The sequence below is a fragment of the Bradyrhizobium sp. UFLA06-06 genome, assembly GCF_054820065.1.
Genome location: NZ_JADFUD010000067.1, coordinates 1 through 17061, shown reverse-complemented (window position 1 = coordinate 17061; position 17061 = coordinate 1). Strand labels below are relative to the sequence as shown.

The following is a 17061-nucleotide window of genomic DNA, read 5'->3' as shown; positions in this document are numbered from 1 at the left end:
CGTGGCTTTCACGCCCGCAAAGCCTAGACCAAAGGCCGCAATCGCCCGATTCCTGCTGCTCCACGATTCCGTTGCTGACACTCCCGGGGCGCCGCAGTCGCGCACCGAGATTTTCCGCTCCCGGAAGCATGGCGCACAACGGCAAGGCAAGGACGCCTCTCCAATGTGCAGCACACAAATGATGGATGCACAGAGCAGCAACGCCATGCCGGCAACCATATGATCACGCTCGCGGAACTGAACGGAATCCCAGCATTGGAACAGCGTGTTGCTCTGGCCGACCATCCCATTCGCGGCATCATCTCGGATCTCGACGGCGTCGCCTATCGCGGCGACACTCCGATCGAAGACTCCGTCAAGGCATTTCGCGGATGGAGCGAGCGGGGCCTGCCCTACGCGTTCGTCACCAACAATTCGACGAAATCCGCCGCGCAATTTGCCGCCAAGCTGAGCCGCATCGGCATTCCGGCCGAGCCGTCACAGGTCTTCACGACGATTTCGGCGGTCACGTCCCTGCTCGAACGGCGCTGGCCGCGCACCACGCCAGTGTTTGCGATCGGCGAACGACCACTGCTCGAGGCGATCGAGGACAGTGGCTATCGCCTGACCTGCGTCGAGCCCAAGATCGTCGTGCTCGGATTCGATGCCGCGCTCGACTACGCCAAACTGCGCACCGCGGTCAGGGCCGCACTCGCCGGCGCAACCGTCATCGCCACCAATCCCGATGTCCTGACGCCGGTTCATGACGGCTACGATCCCTGCGTCGGCGTGATCACGGCCGCGGTTGCGGCCGCCGTGCCCAATACCAAGCCGATCGTGCTAGGCAAGCCGCAACCGCTCCTGATCGAACAGGCGCTGGCGCATCTCGGCACTGCCCGGCATGAGACCGTCATGGTCGGCGACCAGCTCGGCACCGATATCGCGGCAGGAAAGGCCGCCGGCATACGGTCGATCCTGCTCACCAGCGACGTCCCTTTCATTGCGGTTGCGGGCGTCGTTCCCGATCGCATCATCGCGAGCCTTCTTGACCTCGCGCCCGCCGAGACGGTCGGTTGGCCGCGATGATGACTCCTGGCCTCATCGAGAGCATGCAGGCCTCTCTCGCCGCGAGCCTGCCGCGCTGGGGACTATCATCGCAATCGACGCTCGCCTTTCTCAGCCATTCCGAGAACACCACGTTTCTCGTGCAGGATCCGGCCTCGCGGCAAAAACTCGTGTTGCGCGTGCAGCGGCCCGGCTATCACTCGCCGGACGAGATTGCGTCCGAGCTCGCCTGGATCGACGCCTTGATCGCAGACAACGTGGTGCTCACGCCGCGCCCGGTCGCCGATCGGGAGGGACACCTGTTGTGCCCCATTCCCCTGAGCGGCGCGACGCGACACGTCGTTGCGTTCGAATTCCTCAGCGGCAAGGAGCCGGACGCCTCGGACGATCTGGCCACCTGGTTCGGCAAGCTCGGCGCGACCAGCGCGCGGCTTCACGCGCACAGCCGCCGATGGACAATGCCATCAACGTTCCAGCGCAAAGTCTGGGATTTCGATGCCATGCTGGGCCGCCGGCCACTATGGGGTGACTGGCGCGCCGGTCTTGGCCTGCGCGACGATGGCCGCAGGCTGTTGCAGAGGGTCGCCGACCAACTTGAACGGCGCATCGAGGCTTACGGACGGGACGAGCAGCGGTTTGGCCTCGTTCACGCCGACCTCCGCCTCGCCAACCTGCTCGTCGAAGGCGATCGGCTCGGCGTCATCGACTTCGACGATTGCGGCTTCTCGTGGTTCTTCTATGACTTCGCCGCGGCCGTCAGCTTCATCGAGCACGAGCCGGTGATAGACCTGCTCCAGCAGTCGTGGCTTGCGGGATACCGGACCGTCGCACCGGTCTCGCGCGACGACGAGGCCATGCTGCCTGCGTTCGTGATGCTCAGGCGCATGCTGCTGACGGCCTGGCTCGCTTCGCATTCGGACACCGAAACCGCACGACGCCTGGGTACGGGCTACACCGACGGAACGGTCGCGCTCGGCGACCGGTTCCTGCGCGGATTGTGACGCGGAATTTCGCGATCAGCCGCGGCGCGCCTGCCCTCTTCTCCAGTGTTGTTGCTCCCGGACTCCAGAATGCCACAACAGATGTTTCCTCGCCGGCTTTGATCCGCGAATGATGGGCGCGCGTTCGGACATCGGGCGTCCGAAGCGGACTTAACCAGCGAGCGTGGGCGGCGTCAGATGGATATCCAGGCTTATTTCGAGGAGTGGTCCTGCGAGCCCGGCGATGTCGTCCGGCTCGCGATCAGCACGCCGCACGCCTCCGCCCGCGCAAGCCTCGTGCGACTGGTCTCGGGTCCCGGGCGCGACGAAGCGATCGAGGGCAAGGTGATCGATTTCTCGTCGGTGCTCGACCGCACCGTTTCCGGCGGCGTGCAATCCACAATGGTCGGCTCGCACGCCGAATTTCCGCTTCCCTCACCGATCAACGATGCGGCGATCAGCGTCCATTGCTGGGCATGGCCGACCGTCCCCGAGCGGAGCGCGCCGCAGGCCATCTGGTCGATTGGCGACGTTGCGCTCGTCATCATCTCAGGCGGTCTTGCGCTTCGAATGGGCAGCGCAACGCTCGCGGTCTTGCCGGATGCGATCATCGCCAAACACTGGTATTCGATCCTGACTTCCATCGGCGACGGCGAGGTCTGCATCGACCTCAGGCGTCTTGATGCCAAGGTTGGGGCACAACGCACGCTCTGCGCGGCAACCGGCGCGACGGCAAATGCGGCGACGCTCCTGCTCGCGGCGGCCGGCATCGGCCGGTCCGGGTCGCCGCTGGAGCCGTATAACGGCAAGATCGACTCGCCAACGCTGCACCTCGCGAAGCCATCCGCCGAGATGATCGCCGCATGGCACGCAGGGAAGACTCCCACGCAGCCGGCATGGGCAGCATGGAAACTCGGCAGGGACTTCGCGTCAGAGACGATTGAGCCGGACGCTGGAGGCAAACAGGGGCACCTTGTCAACGGCGTCGAGCGCGGTGTGACCGGACGCAACTGGGACGGGCGAAGCGACTCCTTCGTCGAAGTTCCCGAGCAGTACTGTGCGCTGCAATTCCACGACGACGACATGGTGGATGCCGGCTGGAGGTATAATCTCGAATTCCGCCTGCCGGAGGACCTTCAAAGCGGAGTCTACGCAGTTCGGCTCGAGGCCGGCGGAAGCCGCAATCATTTTCCGCTGTTTGTCAGGCCAGTCCTAGGCACTTCGGCACCCGTGCTGTTCCTGGTGCCGACCAACACCTATCTGGCCTATGCGAACGACCACCTGGCCTCGCTCGATTTCTCATCGGTGATGCCTCATGACAAGGTGGTGCCCGAGGACGAACAGTACCTGTTCTCACATCCGGAGCCGGGCCGCTCCTGCTACGATACCCATGCCGACGGAACGCCGGTTCGCTATTCGAGCCGCAGACGGCCGCTGTTCAACGTCCGCCCTGGTTTTCCGAACTGGCTAACGGGCTCGTACCGTCACTTTCCCGTCGACATGTACATCATCGAATGGCTGGAGCAACTCGGCATCGAATACCACGTCGCAACCGACGAAGATTTCGAACGTGGCGGGCGCAACCTGGCCGACCGGTACGCGGCGATCGTCACGGGCTCGCACCCGGAATACTGGACACGAACCGGCCTCGATATCCTCGACGGATACCTGCATGACGGCGGACGGGTCATGTATCTTGGCGGCAACGGCTTCTACTGGGTGACGAGCCGGCTCGGTGCAAAGCCCTGGGTCATCGAGGTGCGCCGCGACAACAGCGGCACGCGCTGCTGGGATGCCCCCTATGGCGAACGGACCCATGTTGCGACGACTGAAGCCGGCGGCATCTGGCGCACGCGCGGCCGCGCCCCGAACAAGATGCTAGGCGTGGGCTTTGCATCGGAGGGATGGTCGAGGGGCTGCGGATATCGACGTCTGGAGGCGAGCTACAATTCGCCCGCCGCGAAATTGTTCGACGGCATCACTGAGGAAATCGTCGGCGATTACGGCTATGTGCTGGGTGGAGCAGTGGGAGACGAGGTCGACAGGTACGACGTTGCGCTCGGAAGCCCCGAGCATGCCTATGTGCTCGGGACTTCGACCGGGCTTGGCAACGAGTATCAGCTCGTCATCGAAGATCTCACACTTTCGCTTCCGGATCAGGGAGGCGCACAGCGGCCTGACGTGGTGAGATCGGACATGGTCCTGTTTCCGATCGATGGAGGCGGCTGGGTGTTTTCGGTCGGCTCCATCGCCTATGCCGGCACCCTGGCCTGGAACGGCTGCGACAACGGTCTTTCGCGCCTGACGGCGAATATACTCAGGGCCTTCACCGGCAAGGAGCCGGTGCTCGGAGCATGAGACCGTCAGCGCGACTTCGCCCCTGAAACGAAAGGTCAACGACCTTCGTTCGCCCCTCAGAATGGTCTGGTTGCAGGTTCGAGTCCTGCTGGGCCCACCAAGACACGCTGAGCCGCTACCGTTTCAATAGGCGCGCGCGAAGTCACCCTCCTGCTTGATATCGGTGAATACAGGAAAGCGCGCCTTCCATGGCGTGCCCTTGGCCGTCGTCAGCCTGTTGAGCCGCTCAAGCACGCCGAGACCATCCTTGCGCAGGCTCGCCGAAACCGCCGTAAGGTCCGGAAAATTCTTCAGGACGGCATCGAGCCAGATGGTGCGGCCCGCCAGGAAACCGCCCGCGCCGGCGGCATAGGCGAAGTCGAGGACGCGTTCGAATTTTTCCGGCGCGGCGCCGCCCGACAGCAAGACCCAGGGAATGCTTCGCTCACGGCAGATATCGCCGATCGCATCGAATTCCTTCTGCGCGGCCCTGGCTTCGGCGCTGCCGTCACGGGCCGGCAGGCTGTTTGCCGCGAGAGGGCTCTCAAGCTTCAGGAGATCGACGCCGTATTCGGGCTTGGCAAACTCGCGCACGCTATCGATGACGAGGCCCGGGAGCTTGCCAGGCGATTCCACATAATCGGCGGTGTGATTGGCGCTACCAAGGAACGGATAGACCAGCAGTTCAAGAACATAGGGAACGTCGTGGCGGGCGCACTCCTCGCCAATCTCGCGCACGAAGCGCTTCTGATGCTCGTTTACCGCCGCGTCCGCATCCGGCCGATACCAGGCCAGCACCTTGACGGCGTCGCCGCCCATGGCGCGAATTTTCCCGACACTCCAGTTGGCGATCGCGCGCGACTTGCGACCGCCCGCGGTCTCCTCGACGCGATGCTCCTCCAGCGTCATGATCAGGCCGCAGCGCGGCGGCAACAGATCGATCGCGGCGGGCACGGCAAAATTCGGGTCGAACAACATCGAGCTGCAATGCGGCGCAAGGTTTTCCACGAGGAGCCGCTTGGCCGCGGTGACGTCGGAATATTCGACCTGATCCCGCGTGATTCCCTTCGCCTTCGCAATGGCATCGAACAGCGGCGGCCGCTGATCCAGCGCGACCATGCGAAAGTGGCCTTCCGCGTCAGCAAGGCGGCCCAGCCCGCGGTTCTTTCCAATCGTTCTCATGGCTTCGTCCTCATGAATGCAACACACTCGTTGATGGTAGGGATTCCGTTGCGGCCACCGGGGTGGCGACATTTCATCGCGGCCGTGGCTGCAGAAAACGCCATGGCGTTGCGCACTTCGAGACCGGCGCCGATCGCCAGCGCATAGGCGCCATGAAAGACATCGCCTGCGCCGGTGGTATCGACGACATCGACCACATAGGCGGCGTGCCGGTGCAGCTGGCCATTCTCGTACCAGCTCACACCATCCTCGCCGCGCGTGACGGCAACGACGCGGCAGCCGAAACGCGCGAGCGCCGCGAGAGATTCGTCTTTGACAGATCCGGCGAAAGAAGCGAGCGCGGGCTCGGAGAAGATCGCGTGGTCGGTCAGGGGCAGCAGTCGCTCGAACACCTCGGCATCAGCCATGTCGCCGTCGAGCACCGTTGGAATGCCGCGCGCACGCGCCTCGCGAAACAGCGTCGCGGCACCCTCCACCCAGCGCGGGTCGGCCAGCACCGAGGATGCGCGAGCGACGGCTTCAAGCGGAAGCCAATCGGCCGCATCCGGAAAGAAACCGCGGAAGTTCACGATCTGCCGCTCGCCCGAACTGTCGACAATGATCCCCGAGACCGATGAGCGGCCATCGGGGAACAGCCGGAAATTCTCGACGTCGACCCCTTCGGCAGCAAAGGCCGACCGCATCTCGTGCCCGGCGGCATCGTCCCCTGCCCGTCCCCAGAACGCGACGGAGGCACCGAGCCGTGCGACCGCGACCGCGGCATTGGCGGCCATTCCGCCGCCAATAGTACCGTAGTCGATGGCCTTTATCTTCTCGCTGTTGCCCGCAAAGAGCCGATCGACGCGCCAGACCTGATCGAGCGCGGATAGCCCAAGGCAGATCACCTGGACACGCCTGGCTCCGGACGCCACATCCGCGAGCGCCGAAAGATCTCCGATATCCGCCGACGCGCTCACCGCAAGACCTGCCCATTCGCTGCATCGAACAAATGCGTCTTGCGCGGCTGCGGCCGCAAGCTGAGGCGATCGCCGAGCTTTGGTCGCAACGACGGATCGACCCTTGCAATCGCGGAGACGCCTGCGAGATCGAAATGAATCAGCGTATCCGAGCCGAGCGGCTCGACGAGCTTGACGTTGATGGCAACGCCGTCGGCCGTATCAGTGGCCGCGACGAAATGCTCGGGGCGAACGCCGAGGATCGCGCTGCCGGCCCGGCGCAACCGGCTTGCGGTCTCGCCATCCAGCGGCACCGCCGTTGCGCCTTGCAAAAGGTTCGCGCGCTCCCCACGCCATTCGACCGGGAAGAAGTTCATGGCGGGCGAGCCGATGAAGCCGGCGACGAACTGGTTGGCCGGCCGCTCGTAGACCGTCTCCGGCGTGTCGTATTGCTGGATCGTCCCGTTCTGGAGCACCACGATCCGGTCGGCCATCGTCATGGCCTCGATCTGGTCGTGAGTCACGAAGACCATGGTGGTCTTGAGCTCCTGCGATAGCGCCTTGATCTCGGCCCGCACCTGCCCGCGCAGTTTTGCGTCGAGGTTGGACAGCGGCTCGTCGAACAGAAACGCCTTGGGATTGCGCACAATCGCACGGCCCATGGCGACGCGCTGGCGCTGTCCGCCGGAGAGCTCCTTCGGCTTGCGATCGAGATAGGGCTCGATGTGCAGCAGCGCGGCGGCACGCTTGACGCGCGCATCGATCTCCGCCTTCGGCGTTCCCCGCAACTCCAATGCGAACGACATATTGTCGTAGACGCGCATGTGCGGATAGAGCGCGTAGTCCTGGAACACCATCGCAATGTCGCGCTGTGCAGCCTGCACGCCGTTGACGCGCTTGTCGCCGATGTAGAGGTCTCCGGACGTGATCGGCTCGAGACCCGCGATGATTCGTAGCAGGGTCGACTTGCCACATCCGGATGGCCCCACAAAGACGACGAATTCATGGTCCGCGATCTCCAGATTGAGATCGGGGATCACGGTGAAACTGCCGTAGCGCTTGACGAGGTTGCGGATCGAGATCGAGGCCATGATCGCTTAATCCAGCGCCAGTACCGGCTTGATCAGCTCGCCCTTGGCAAAGCGGGCGAAATTCTCAGGCAAGGCCAACAGGCTGAACTCGCCGTCGACGAGGACGCGGTATTCATCCTTGAACCTGCGCAGCAGCTCGATGTTCGGCTCGAAATCCGAGACCGGGAAATAGAAGGTCCGGATCATGTAGAAGTCCTTGCGGCGGAACACCTTGCCCTCCTCGATGGTCCAGGGCGCAGCGTTCTCGCCGACCAGCACCAGCGCACCGCGCGGCAGGACAAGCTCGATGCCGAGATTGCGCGCCGCATGCGCGCCGGAGCACTCCATAATGAGAGCGAAGCGCTGCGAGGTGTCGCCTACGGGATGCGCCTTCGCGCCGAAGGATTGCGCGATCTTCAACCGCGTCGCATTGGGGTCGGCGACGTAGATGTCGTTGTAGCCGAGTGCGCGCAGCGCCAGCACGACGCCGAGACCGACCGGCCCGGCGCCCATGACAAGAACAGGTCCGGCCTCACCCGGCGGCACCACGCGGCTGACGAAGCGCACGGCGTGGCCCGACGTGCCGATGGTGTCGAGCAGCAGCGGCGCGAGGCTGTCCTCGATATCGTCAGGCACCGGCAGCAAACAGTTTTCCGGCACCGGCACATATTCGGCATAGCCGCCCGGCCTGTTCCAGCCGATCAGGCTGGAGACTTCCAGGCACATCTGGGTGTCGCCGCGTTTGCAGGCCGCGCAGTGGCCGCAGTGGAGCGGAATATAGACGGCACAGCGGCGACCATGCAGCCGGTGACCGGGCTGCTCGACCATGCCGAAAATCTCATGGCCGGCGGTGAACTCGGCGCCCTTGTGCCAGAGCTTGAAGTCGGAGCCGCACAATGCGGTGCGCGAAACGCGCACGAGCACTTCACCTGTGCCGACGTCAGGCATTGCCACGCGCTCGATGGTGATGCGGTCGTTGCCGTGGAAGACCGCGGCCTGCATGATCGAATTCGGACGGGGTGACACGTTCATCAGATACCTAGCCTTTCACCGCACCGAGCGTCAGTCCCGATACCAGCCAGCGCTGAACCAGGGCCGCCAGCACCAGCGGCGGCAGCGCGATCAGCGTCGCTGCGGCCATGAGGGCGCCCCATTGCGTCGAGCCTTCGCCGATGAAGTTGAAGGCCGCCGCGATCAGCGTCTTGGTGTCGCCGTTGGAGAGCACCAGCGCAAACAGGAAGTAGTTCCACGAGAAGACGAAGGCGAGGATCGCAGAGACGGCGACACCGGACGCCACCAGCGGCAGCGCGATGCGCCAGAGGATGCGCGTGACGCTGCACCCGTCGACCTGCGCCGCGTCGAAGACGCTGCGCGGGATGCCGTCGAAGGATGGCAGCAGCACCCAGATCACGATCGGCAGCGTGATGACCGCGTGGCTCAGGATCAGCGCGGTGTAGGAGCCGATCATGCCGACCTGCCGGAACATGACGTACCACGGCAGCAGGAACAGCGTGCCGGGCGCCATGCGCGCGGCGAGCGTCAGGATCGCCGGCCACGAGATCCGTGTCCAGGAGACGGCGAACGCGGCGGGGATGCCGAACAGTAGGCCGAGCGCTGTCGAGCCGACGGTGACGATGAGGCTGTTGAGCGCATAGCTGAGGAACGGCGTGGTCTTCGTCAGCTCGACATAATTGTCGAGCGTTGGCGTAAAGATCAGCGTCGGCGGATAGGCCGTGACCTCGAACGACGGCTTGAACGAGGACAGCACCATCCAGACCGTCGGCGCCATGATGAGCACGCCGGCCAGCACGAGCTGCACGGTGTTGAGCCAGCGGATCCAGCGGTCGGTGTTGGCGGCATCCGTCATGACATCACCACGCCACTGCGCCGCGCAGGCGGTTGAAGGCGAGCACGGCGCCGAACACGATCGCCGTCAGCGTCAGCATCAGGGCGCTGGCGTAACCGATGTTGAAGAACTCGAAACCCACCCGGAAGCCGTAGATGTTGAGCGTGTTCGAGGCGTTGCCGGGGCCGCCCTGGGTCGTGATGTAGATGATGTCGAAGAAACGCAGGAGATCGACGCTGCGCAGGATGGCAGCGGTGACGATGGTCGGCAGCAGCAGCGGCAGCGTGATGCGCTGGAAGGTCTTGAACGGCGAAGCCCCGTCGATCTGCGCCGCTTCGTAGACGCTTGGCGGCAGGGATTGCAGGCCGCCCAGCACGATCAAGGCGACGTACGGTGTCCACTGCCAGCTGTCGATCAGAGCGACGGTCGGAATGACCCAGGTCGGCGACGCCAGCCAGTCCGACGGCGGCAGGCCGAACGACTGGAGGATGTAATTGGCCGCACCCAGCGAGGGATCGAGGATCACCAGCCACATCATGCCCGCCACCACCGGCGGCATCATGAACGGGGAGATGAACAGCGAGCGCACGATTCCCGGCAGGCGCTTGGCGTGAAACAACACCAGAGCCAGCCACACGCCGAAGACGAGCTGGAGCACCAGCGACAGCACATAGAGCGCTATGGTGACCCAGAGCCCGTGCCAAAACTCGTAGTCGGAGATCAGCTTTGAGTAATTGGCGAGACCCGCGAAGGACTGCTTGCCGGTCGAGGAGAATGTCTGGAAGCCGAGCCAGATCGTATAGACGACCGGAAACGCGATCATCGCGACCGTGAAGATCACGGCCGGCGCCGATAGCGCCGACATTTCCAGCTTTTGCCGGTCCTGCGTGAGTGTCGCAGCCGCGTCCGACATGCATCCGTTTCCTTGAGAGTGAGGCGCCGGCACGCACAAGCCTGCCAGCATCAAGCGGTTACTTCTGGGCGATCAGCGCATCGAGCGCCTTGTCGGCATCAGCACAGGCTTGGTCGATCGGCTTCTGCTTCAAGATCAGGTCCTGCACGGCCTGGCCGATGAACTCTCGGGATTCCGGATTGGCTATGATGGGATAGCCGACCTCGGAGGAGCCCTTCGTGGCCAGCACGTCGAGCGCAGCCTGCCATTCCTTGCGGACCGGTTCCTCGTCGATCCACTTGCGATACTCGGGATCCTTGGCAACCGACGGCCGCGGCGGGGCAATGCCCTGGAGCGCCATTTTCTTCTGCACCTCGGGGCTGGTCGCCCACTGCACGAAGTACCAGGCCGCGTCCGGCTGTTTGCTGTGCGAGGACACCGCCATGCCCCAGCCGATCGTGGTCGGCACCTGGCCGGCCTCGCCTGCCGGGAACGGCAGCAGGCCGGTGTCCTTAAGGCGCGCGCCGCCCTCCATCACCGTGCGCAACTCATTCGAGGATTCGAACGCCATCGCGGCGCGGCCGCTGCGGTAGAGCGCCGAAATCTGCTGGAAGCTGTAGTTGACCACACCCGGCGGACCGAAGTCGCGCAGCAGCCGGCTATAGGTGTCGAGTGCTTCCTTGCCCTTGGCCGAGCAGAGGTTCGACTTGCCGCCTGCGATGTAGCTGCCGCCGATGTTGTGCAGCATGTTGCTGAAGGTGTAGGCAACCGCGGGCTTGAGGCCACGCGAGACAAAGGGCGTGACAGCGCTGTCGCAGGCCTTGATCTTCTCGGCGGCCGCCGCGACATCCTTGATGGTCTTTGGCGCCTCAAGGCCGCACTTCTTGAAGATATCGGTGCGGTAATAGAAGATCGGACCTTCGATGTTCATCGGCATGCTGGTCAGCTTGCCGCCGAAGGTCGCAGCCTTGAGCAGGGCCTGGCTCAAGCCGGCCGGGTCGTATTCCTTGGCCACCTCGTTCTTGGCCATCGCAGTGAGATCACCGTACCAGCCGGCCGCGGCGAACTGCTCGCCCTCGCGCGAAGGCAGCGTCATGAACACGTCAACCTCGTCGCTGTTCGCATTCATGACGGTAACCAGACGCTGGCGCATCTGCTGTTCCTGATAGCCGTCGACCTTCAGGGTCATGCCGGTCAGCTTCTCGAAATCGGCCTTGTAGGTCAGCAGCGCCTGCGCGACCGGATTGTTATTGGCGAGAAAGGTGACGGTCCTGCCCTTGAACTTCATCCAGTCGAAATCGGCTGCATGAGCCTGCGCGCTGACGGCGACAATCGCGAGAACGGGCAACGCGACGTGCGTCGCGAACATCCTGGCCTTCATCGAACTCTCCTCCCGGCTGGCCGCCTTAAGCTGGCGGGCCATTTGAACGCGGCTTGAAAACGGTTACAATCTAGACCTCACATTGGTTGTGTCAAGCAATGGACAAACCGAATATTCTGCGGCAAATTTACGAGATTACCGCTACCGCGCGGTTTGCTCCATCGAATGTAACGTTACATTGATGCGATTGACCAACGCCAAATCCGTGAAGCAGGGCATCCGCGCCGTGGCGGCCCGCGCCGGCGTCTCAACGGCCTCGGTGTCGCGCGCACTCAACAATCCCGATGCGGTAAGCCCTTCCTTGCGGGCGCGCATCGAACAGGCCATCGATGCGCTCGGCTACATTCCGCATGCGCCGGCGCGCATTCTGTCGTCACGGCGCTCGCGCACTCTTGGCGCGATCGTTCCGACAATCGACAACACGATGTTCGCGCGCGGCATCGCCTCGCTCCAGCAGTATCTCTCCTCGGTTGGATACATGCTGTTTCTCACCACGAGCGGCTACGATCTCGACGTCGAATTGCAACAAGCGCGCAATCTGATCAGCCGCGGCGTCGATGGACTTGTGCTGCGCGGTGATTGCCATCACGACGGACTGCGCAAGTTGCTTGCGGACAATGCGGTTCCCTTCATCAATGTCGGCATCTACCAGCCTGATCGGCCCCACCCTTGCGTCGGAACGAACAACGAAGCGGCCGCCCATCGCGCCGCCGCGCACGTCATCGAACTTGGCCACCGCCGCATCGGGATCGTCTCGGCGCTTCAGCGCAACAACGACCGCGCCAGCGCTCGCGTCGCCGGCTTTCGCCGCGCGCTCACCGAGAACGGCCTGGAGCTTCCTCCGCAATGGCATGTCGAGGTGCCCTACACGCTGGACGACGCGCGCGAAGCGGCCCGCTATCTCCTCAACCTGAAGGATCGTCCGACCGCCGTCGTCTGCGGCAACGATGTCATCGCCTACGGCGTGTTGCTCGAGGCGGAGCGCGATGGATTTTCGGTGCCGCGCGACCTGTCGGTGGTCGGCTTCGACGATCTCGACTGGAGCCGCCATTTGCGGCCGAGCCTGACCACGATCCACGTACCGACCGGAGAAACCTGGCAGCGCGCCGGGGAATATCTGGTGCGCAGCCTCGCCGGCGAGCAGACCATCATGCATCGCGAGATCGACTTCTCCCTGGTGGTCCGTGAATCGACGGCTCCCCCTCTCAAATCCTGAAGCGAGACCCCTCCAATGCGCTCAAACTTTTCTCTTGCGCCCGACTTCCATGCCGTGGTGATCGGCGGCGCCGGCGACATTGGCGCCGCAATCAGCCATCAGTTTTGCGACCTCGGCGCGACCGTGACCGCAACGGCGGCCAACGAGACCGATCTGGCGCGCACCCTGCTGAAATCGCGCCCCGGACTCACGCTCGCAACACTCGACGTTACGAACGACGACGCCGTCGCCTCTTTCGCCCGGCAGCACAAGCGCGTCGATGCGCTGGTCAACTGCGCGGGAATTCTCGCCCGCGACAAGGAATACGAGATCGAGACCTTCATGAAGGTGCTCGACGTCAATCTCACGGGCACCTTTCGAACCTGCATGGCGTTCCGTCCGCTTCTCGCCGAGAGCAAGGGCTCGATCGTCAATCTTGCCTCGATGAATGCGACATTGGCGCTGCCGCGAATCCCGGCTTATTGCGCCAGCAAGGGCGGTGTCGTGATGCTGACCAAGGCGCTCGCCTTGGCATGGGCCGAGCAAGGCATCCGGGTCAATGCGGTTGCGCCCGGCTATATCGAAACGGCGATCAATGCAGCCGGCCGCACCGATCGCGCGCATTATCAGCGCATCGCCGACCGCACCGCGTTCAAGCGCTGGGGTCAGCCGGAGGACATTGCGGGAGCCGTCGCGTTCCTCTGCATGCCGGCATCACAATACGCGACCGGCACCGTCGTCGCGGTGGATGGCGGGTTTCTTGCCGGATGAGCCAGGAAACCAACGAATACGGCCTGCATAATGTCGCCGGAAATGTCTGGGAATGGTACGAGGACCGCCTCGCACCGCCGGGAGTCCCCTTGAATCGCGAGCCTGCACCGAACCGCTCGACGCGCGGCGAATCCTTCCTCAGCGACGAGTCCTGCGGCAGCCGCCACCACTTCGCAGCACGAAACCCCAACGCGTCGGTCGGCTCGTCAAGCAAGATCGGCTTCCCTGTCGCGCGCACCGGGCCGCTGCGGAGCCCGGCATAGGATGACGCTGGCGACAAATGCGGCGAAGCCGGCCCCTGCTCCCGGCACCCGTCTGTTGCCGCAGTTCTTGCGCAATTTCGTGCGCAATCGCGAGACCGGCCTCGTGCTGGTCGGCATTGTCGTCGGGTTGCTGAGCGGCGTCCTCGTTGCCGCGATCTCGGGCCTCAGCCAGGCCTCGCACGCACTGCTGTTCGACATTCCCCTCGACGCACATCTCAGCGCCACCGGCGTCATTTCCTGGCAGCGCACACTGCTGATCCCGGCAGTTGGCGGCCTGGTCCTGGCGCTGATCGGGCTGTACTTCGCGCGGCGCGTGAAGGGACAACAGCTCGCTGACGCCATCGAAGCCAACGCGCTCTATGGCGGCCGGGTGTCCTTCCGCGGCAGCCTGTTGATCTCGATCCAGACGCTGCTGTCCAACGGGTTCGGTGGATCGGTCGGACTGGAAGCGGGATACACGCAGATCTGCTCGATGTTTGGCTCCCATGTCGGCCAGCGCCTCGCCGCCCGCCGCAACGACATGCGGCTATTGGTGGCCTGCGGCGCGGCGGGGGCGATCAGCGCAGCGTTTTCGGCTCCGCTGGCCGGCGCCTTCTATGCCTTCGAGGTCGTGCTGGGAGCCTACACTTCGGCCGCTCTCGTGCCCGTCATCGCCAGCGCCGTCACGGCCTGGCTGGTGGCGCGGGAGTTGACGCATCAGTCGTTTCTGATGGTGCCCGGCTTCCCATCGCCCGTGTCCGTCGAGATGATCGGACAGACCGTGCTGATCGGCATCATTTGCGCATTCGTCAGCATCCTCGTCATGCTCGCGGTCGCATTCTCCGAGCGTTGCTTTCAGCGCGTCACGCTCTTCAGCGGCTTCATGCGTCCGATCCTCGGCGGCCTGCTGCTCGGCGGCCTCGCCCTGCTGACGCCGACCGTGCTCGGCGCAGGCCATGGCGCAATGCAGATCCTGCTGGTCAGCAATCCGACCTGGCTCCTGCTCACGACGACCATCGTGCTCAAGATCTTGGCGTCGGCCGTCTCGCTCGGCTCCGGCTTTCGCGGCGGCCTGTTCTTCGCCTCGCTGCTGCTCGGCGCGCTGATCGGGCAGCTTTACAGCGTCGTGCTGACCGGCCCCTTCCCCACGCTCGCGCTTCAGCCCGGCACCGCCGCCATCGCAGCTCTCGCTGCGCTCGGAACCGGCGTGCTGGGCGCACCGTTCAGCATGGTTTGTCTCGCGCTCGAGATCACCGGCGATTTCTCCGTGACCGTCGGGGCCGTGGTCGCATCATCGGTCTGCGCGCTCATCGTCCGCGAGTTGTTCGGCTACAGCTTTGCGACATGGCGCTTCCACCTGCGCGGCGAGGTGATCCGCGGTCCGCAGGACATCGGCTGGGTCCGTCAGATGAGCGCGGCTTCCCTGATGCGCGCCGACTTCGAGAATGCACTGACGACAATGCCGATCGGCGAGGCGCAGAAGCTGTTTTCGCCGGCGCAGGTCCGACAGGTCGTGCTACGCGATCCGAACGGCAGCTATGCCGGCATCGTTGCGGCAGCGACGCTGCATTCCGTCACCAATCGGGACGACGATCCGCTCGGATCGCTGGCCCAGCAGCAGGATGAGTACCTGCTTCCGACCACGTCGGTTCGCGAGATCCTGAAGACCTTTGAACGGAGCGAAGCCGACGTCCTTGCGGTCATTGACCGTGCCGACCATCGCGTCACGATCGGTACCTTAAGTGAATCCCATGTGCTGCGCACCTATGGGGAAGAGCTCGAACGCCGCAATCAGGAGCTGTTTTCGCGGTGATGCTTGTGCGCTATGGCCTTAGATCCATATCGATCCGCACAAAATCGCCGCGATAGGTGACTTCACCGAGATAGATCACGGTGCGATCGCTCGCCGTGAAGACACGGCGGACTTCGGCAACCGGCGAGTTCAAAGGCACGCGCAGCAGCCGCGCCGCCTCGATGTCTGCGGTTCCGATGGTCAATGTCTGGCGGGCGCTGGCAATCGCCGGATCCCTGAGATCGTTGAGGATCGGGATCACCGTCTCGTTGCGAAAGCGCTTTGGAGACCTGCGAAAGATCTTCTCATCGAGGTAGATGGAAATGACGCAGTAAGGCTGCTTCTGGCGCGAGTGCAGACGGCGCATGAAGACATATTTCTCGGCCGGCTTGCCGTCTTCGGGAAGCAACGGCGCATCGCTCCGGCTTTCCGAGATGTTGATGATCTCCGGCGAGGTGTCTCGGTACATGTCCGCGAGATCGGACAGGGTGGTCTCTACCTTGAGCCAGCGGTCCTGCCGTACGGTCCCGGTAACAAAGGTGCCGCGGCCCTGCTGCGCCTCGATGACACCGTCGCGGGCGAGCAGTTCGACGGCCTGCCTGATGGTGACGCGCGAGACGCCGAACTCGGCCGCCAGCTCCTCGTTGGCCGGCAGGCGAAAACCTTGACTCCAGACACCGCGCGCAATCCGCTGGCGAAAGATATCGGCAATCTGCGCGTATTTGGGGACGTGACTGTCGGAACTCAATTCCATCTCGCCCTCCAGAAATCAAGCGGCCCAATCACGGCATGACAAGGGCTGCACCGCGTTCGCCGATCATCAGGCTGGTCGCATTGGTGTTGGCCGAGGTGATCTGCGGCATCACCGAGGCGTCGATCACGCGCAGCCGCTCGACGCCGCGCACCCGCAGCTGCGGATCGAGTACTGCCCGCTCGTCGCTGCCCATGCGGCAGGTCCCGACGCAGTGAAACACCGTGCCGCCGGTGTTGCGCGCGAAATCCCACAGCCCGGCATCATTGCTTGCTGCCTCGCCCGGCACCATCTCGACGTCCCAGAGCGGGCGGAACGCCTTTTGCCGATAGATCTCGCGCAGGATCTTCAGGCCGGCAACGATGGTCTTGCGGTCGATCTCCTCGGCGAAATAGTTGGGCGCGATCAGCGGCTGCTCGAACGGATCGGCCGAGCGGATCGCGAGCTGTCCGCGCGACCGGCCGTGGCATTGCCAGACCGAAGCCGTGAAGCCGGAATAGCTGTGGAGGGGTTCGCCGGGCTTGTCGACAGAGAGCGGCATCACGTTGAACTGCACGTCCGGACGGCCACCGACCGCATATTCGGTACAGGCCGCTCCGCCCACCTGTCCCGCCCCCACCGTCAACCTGTCTCTTATACACAT

17 protein-coding genes are annotated in these 17061 nt (G+C 64.1%); 7 read left to right on the top strand and 10 right to left on the bottom strand.

From position 1 onward, the window contains the following. Positions 1–255: 255 nt before the first annotated feature. Positions 256–1065 carry an HAD-IIA family hydrolase gene (locus IF803_RS35510; protein WP_461195426.1) on the top strand — a complete coding sequence of 270 codons (810 nt, stop codon included), beginning with the start codon at positions 256–258 and terminating at the stop codon, positions 1063–1065. Further along, a complete protein-coding gene (locus IF803_RS35505; RefSeq protein ID WP_461195441.1) occupies positions 1062–2045 on the top strand; it encodes a phosphotransferase enzyme family protein in 984 nt (327 codons plus the stop codon). The genes IF803_RS35510 and IF803_RS35505 overlap by 4 nt, the downstream gene beginning before the upstream one ends. 191 nt (positions 2046–2236) lie before the next feature. On the opposite strand, the gene IF803_RS35500 is transcribed toward IF803_RS35505, so the two are convergent. Continuing rightward, the gene (locus IF803_RS35500) at positions 2237–2572 is read right to left on the bottom strand and encodes a hypothetical protein (protein ID WP_461195425.1); all 336 of its coding nucleotides are present in this window, start codon (positions 2570–2572) and stop codon (positions 2237–2239) included. Positions 2573–2594: 22 nt separating this feature from the next. Between IF803_RS35500 and IF803_RS35495 the strand changes: the two genes are divergently transcribed. Then, on the top strand, positions 2595–4382 hold the full coding sequence (locus IF803_RS35495; RefSeq protein ID WP_461195424.1) for a N,N-dimethylformamidase beta subunit family domain-containing protein: 1788 nt from the start codon (positions 2595–2597) through the stop codon (positions 4380–4382). 123 nt (positions 4383–4505) lie between these two features. Here the strand turns inward: IF803_RS35495 and IF803_RS35490 are convergent, their stop codons facing one another. The 7 genes from IF803_RS35490 to IF803_RS35460 are packed head-to-tail and all read right to left on the bottom strand — an operon-like array spanning position 4506 to position 11667. Beyond that, a complete protein-coding gene (locus IF803_RS35490; RefSeq protein WP_461195423.1) occupies positions 4506–5543 on the bottom strand; it encodes a tagatose 1,6-diphosphate aldolase in 1038 nt (345 codons plus the stop codon). After that, positions 5540–6499: a sugar kinase gene (locus IF803_RS35485; RefSeq protein WP_461195422.1), complete on the bottom strand. Its 960-nt coding sequence runs from the start codon at positions 6497–6499 to the stop codon at positions 5540–5542. Before IF803_RS35485 ends, IF803_RS35490 begins: the two co-directional genes overlap by 4 nt. Then, positions 6496–7569, bottom strand: a complete 1074-nt coding sequence (locus tag IF803_RS35480) for an ABC transporter ATP-binding protein (RefSeq protein WP_461195421.1) — start codon at positions 7567–7569, stop codon at positions 6496–6498. The genes IF803_RS35485 and IF803_RS35480 overlap by 4 nt, the downstream gene beginning before the upstream one ends. A gap of 6 nt (positions 7570–7575) precedes the next feature. Then, positions 7576–8580, bottom strand: coding sequence for a zinc-dependent alcohol dehydrogenase family protein (locus IF803_RS35475; RefSeq protein WP_461195420.1), 1005 nt, complete (start codon positions 8578–8580; stop codon positions 7576–7578). Positions 8581–8587: 7 nt separating this feature from the next. Further along, the gene (locus IF803_RS35470) at positions 8588–9415 is read right to left on the bottom strand and encodes a carbohydrate ABC transporter permease (RefSeq protein WP_461195419.1); all 828 of its coding nucleotides are present in this window, start codon (positions 9413–9415) and stop codon (positions 8588–8590) included. Positions 9416–9419: 4 nt separating this feature from the next. Next, positions 9420–10307: a carbohydrate ABC transporter permease gene (locus IF803_RS35465; protein WP_035631714.1), complete on the bottom strand. Its 888-nt coding sequence runs from the start codon at positions 10305–10307 to the stop codon at positions 9420–9422. A gap of 58 nt (positions 10308–10365) precedes the next feature. Next, positions 10366–11667 carry an ABC transporter substrate-binding protein gene (locus IF803_RS35460; RefSeq protein WP_461195418.1) on the bottom strand — a complete coding sequence of 434 codons (1302 nt, stop codon included), beginning with the start codon at positions 11665–11667 and terminating at the stop codon, positions 10366–10368. 181 nt (positions 11668–11848) lie between these two features. Here IF803_RS35460 and IF803_RS35455 point away from each other — a divergent pair, with 181 nt between their 5' ends. The 4 genes from IF803_RS35455 to IF803_RS35440 are packed head-to-tail and all read left to right on the top strand — an operon-like array spanning position 11849 to position 15688. Further along, a complete protein-coding gene (locus IF803_RS35455; protein WP_016848473.1) occupies positions 11849–12883 on the top strand; it encodes a LacI family DNA-binding transcriptional regulator in 1035 nt (344 codons plus the stop codon). Between the two features lie 15 nt (positions 12884–12898). Next, positions 12899–13633, top strand: coding sequence for an SDR family NAD(P)-dependent oxidoreductase (locus IF803_RS35450; protein WP_461195417.1), 735 nt, complete (start codon positions 12899–12901; stop codon positions 13631–13633). Beyond that, positions 13630–13896: an SUMF1/EgtB/PvdO family nonheme iron enzyme gene (locus IF803_RS35445; protein WP_461195416.1), complete on the top strand. Its 267-nt coding sequence runs from the start codon at positions 13630–13632 to the stop codon at positions 13894–13896. Before IF803_RS35450 ends, IF803_RS35445 begins: the two co-directional genes overlap by 4 nt. A 1-nt stretch (position 13897) precedes the next feature. Continuing rightward, positions 13898–15688, top strand: coding sequence for a chloride channel protein (locus IF803_RS35440; protein WP_461195415.1), 1791 nt, complete (start codon positions 13898–13900; stop codon positions 15686–15688). 10 nt (positions 15689–15698) lie between these two features. On the opposite strand, the gene IF803_RS35435 is transcribed toward IF803_RS35440, so the two are convergent. Both IF803_RS35435 and IF803_RS35430 read right to left on the bottom strand, forming a co-directional pair. After that, on the bottom strand, positions 15699–16421 hold the full coding sequence (locus IF803_RS35435; protein WP_304496648.1) for a GntR family transcriptional regulator: 723 nt from the start codon (positions 16419–16421) through the stop codon (positions 15699–15701). 28 nt (positions 16422–16449) lie between these two features. Beyond that, a partial coding sequence (locus IF803_RS35430) for a GMC family oxidoreductase (RefSeq protein WP_461195414.1) occupies positions 16450–17061 on the bottom strand: 612 nt, incomplete at its 5' end.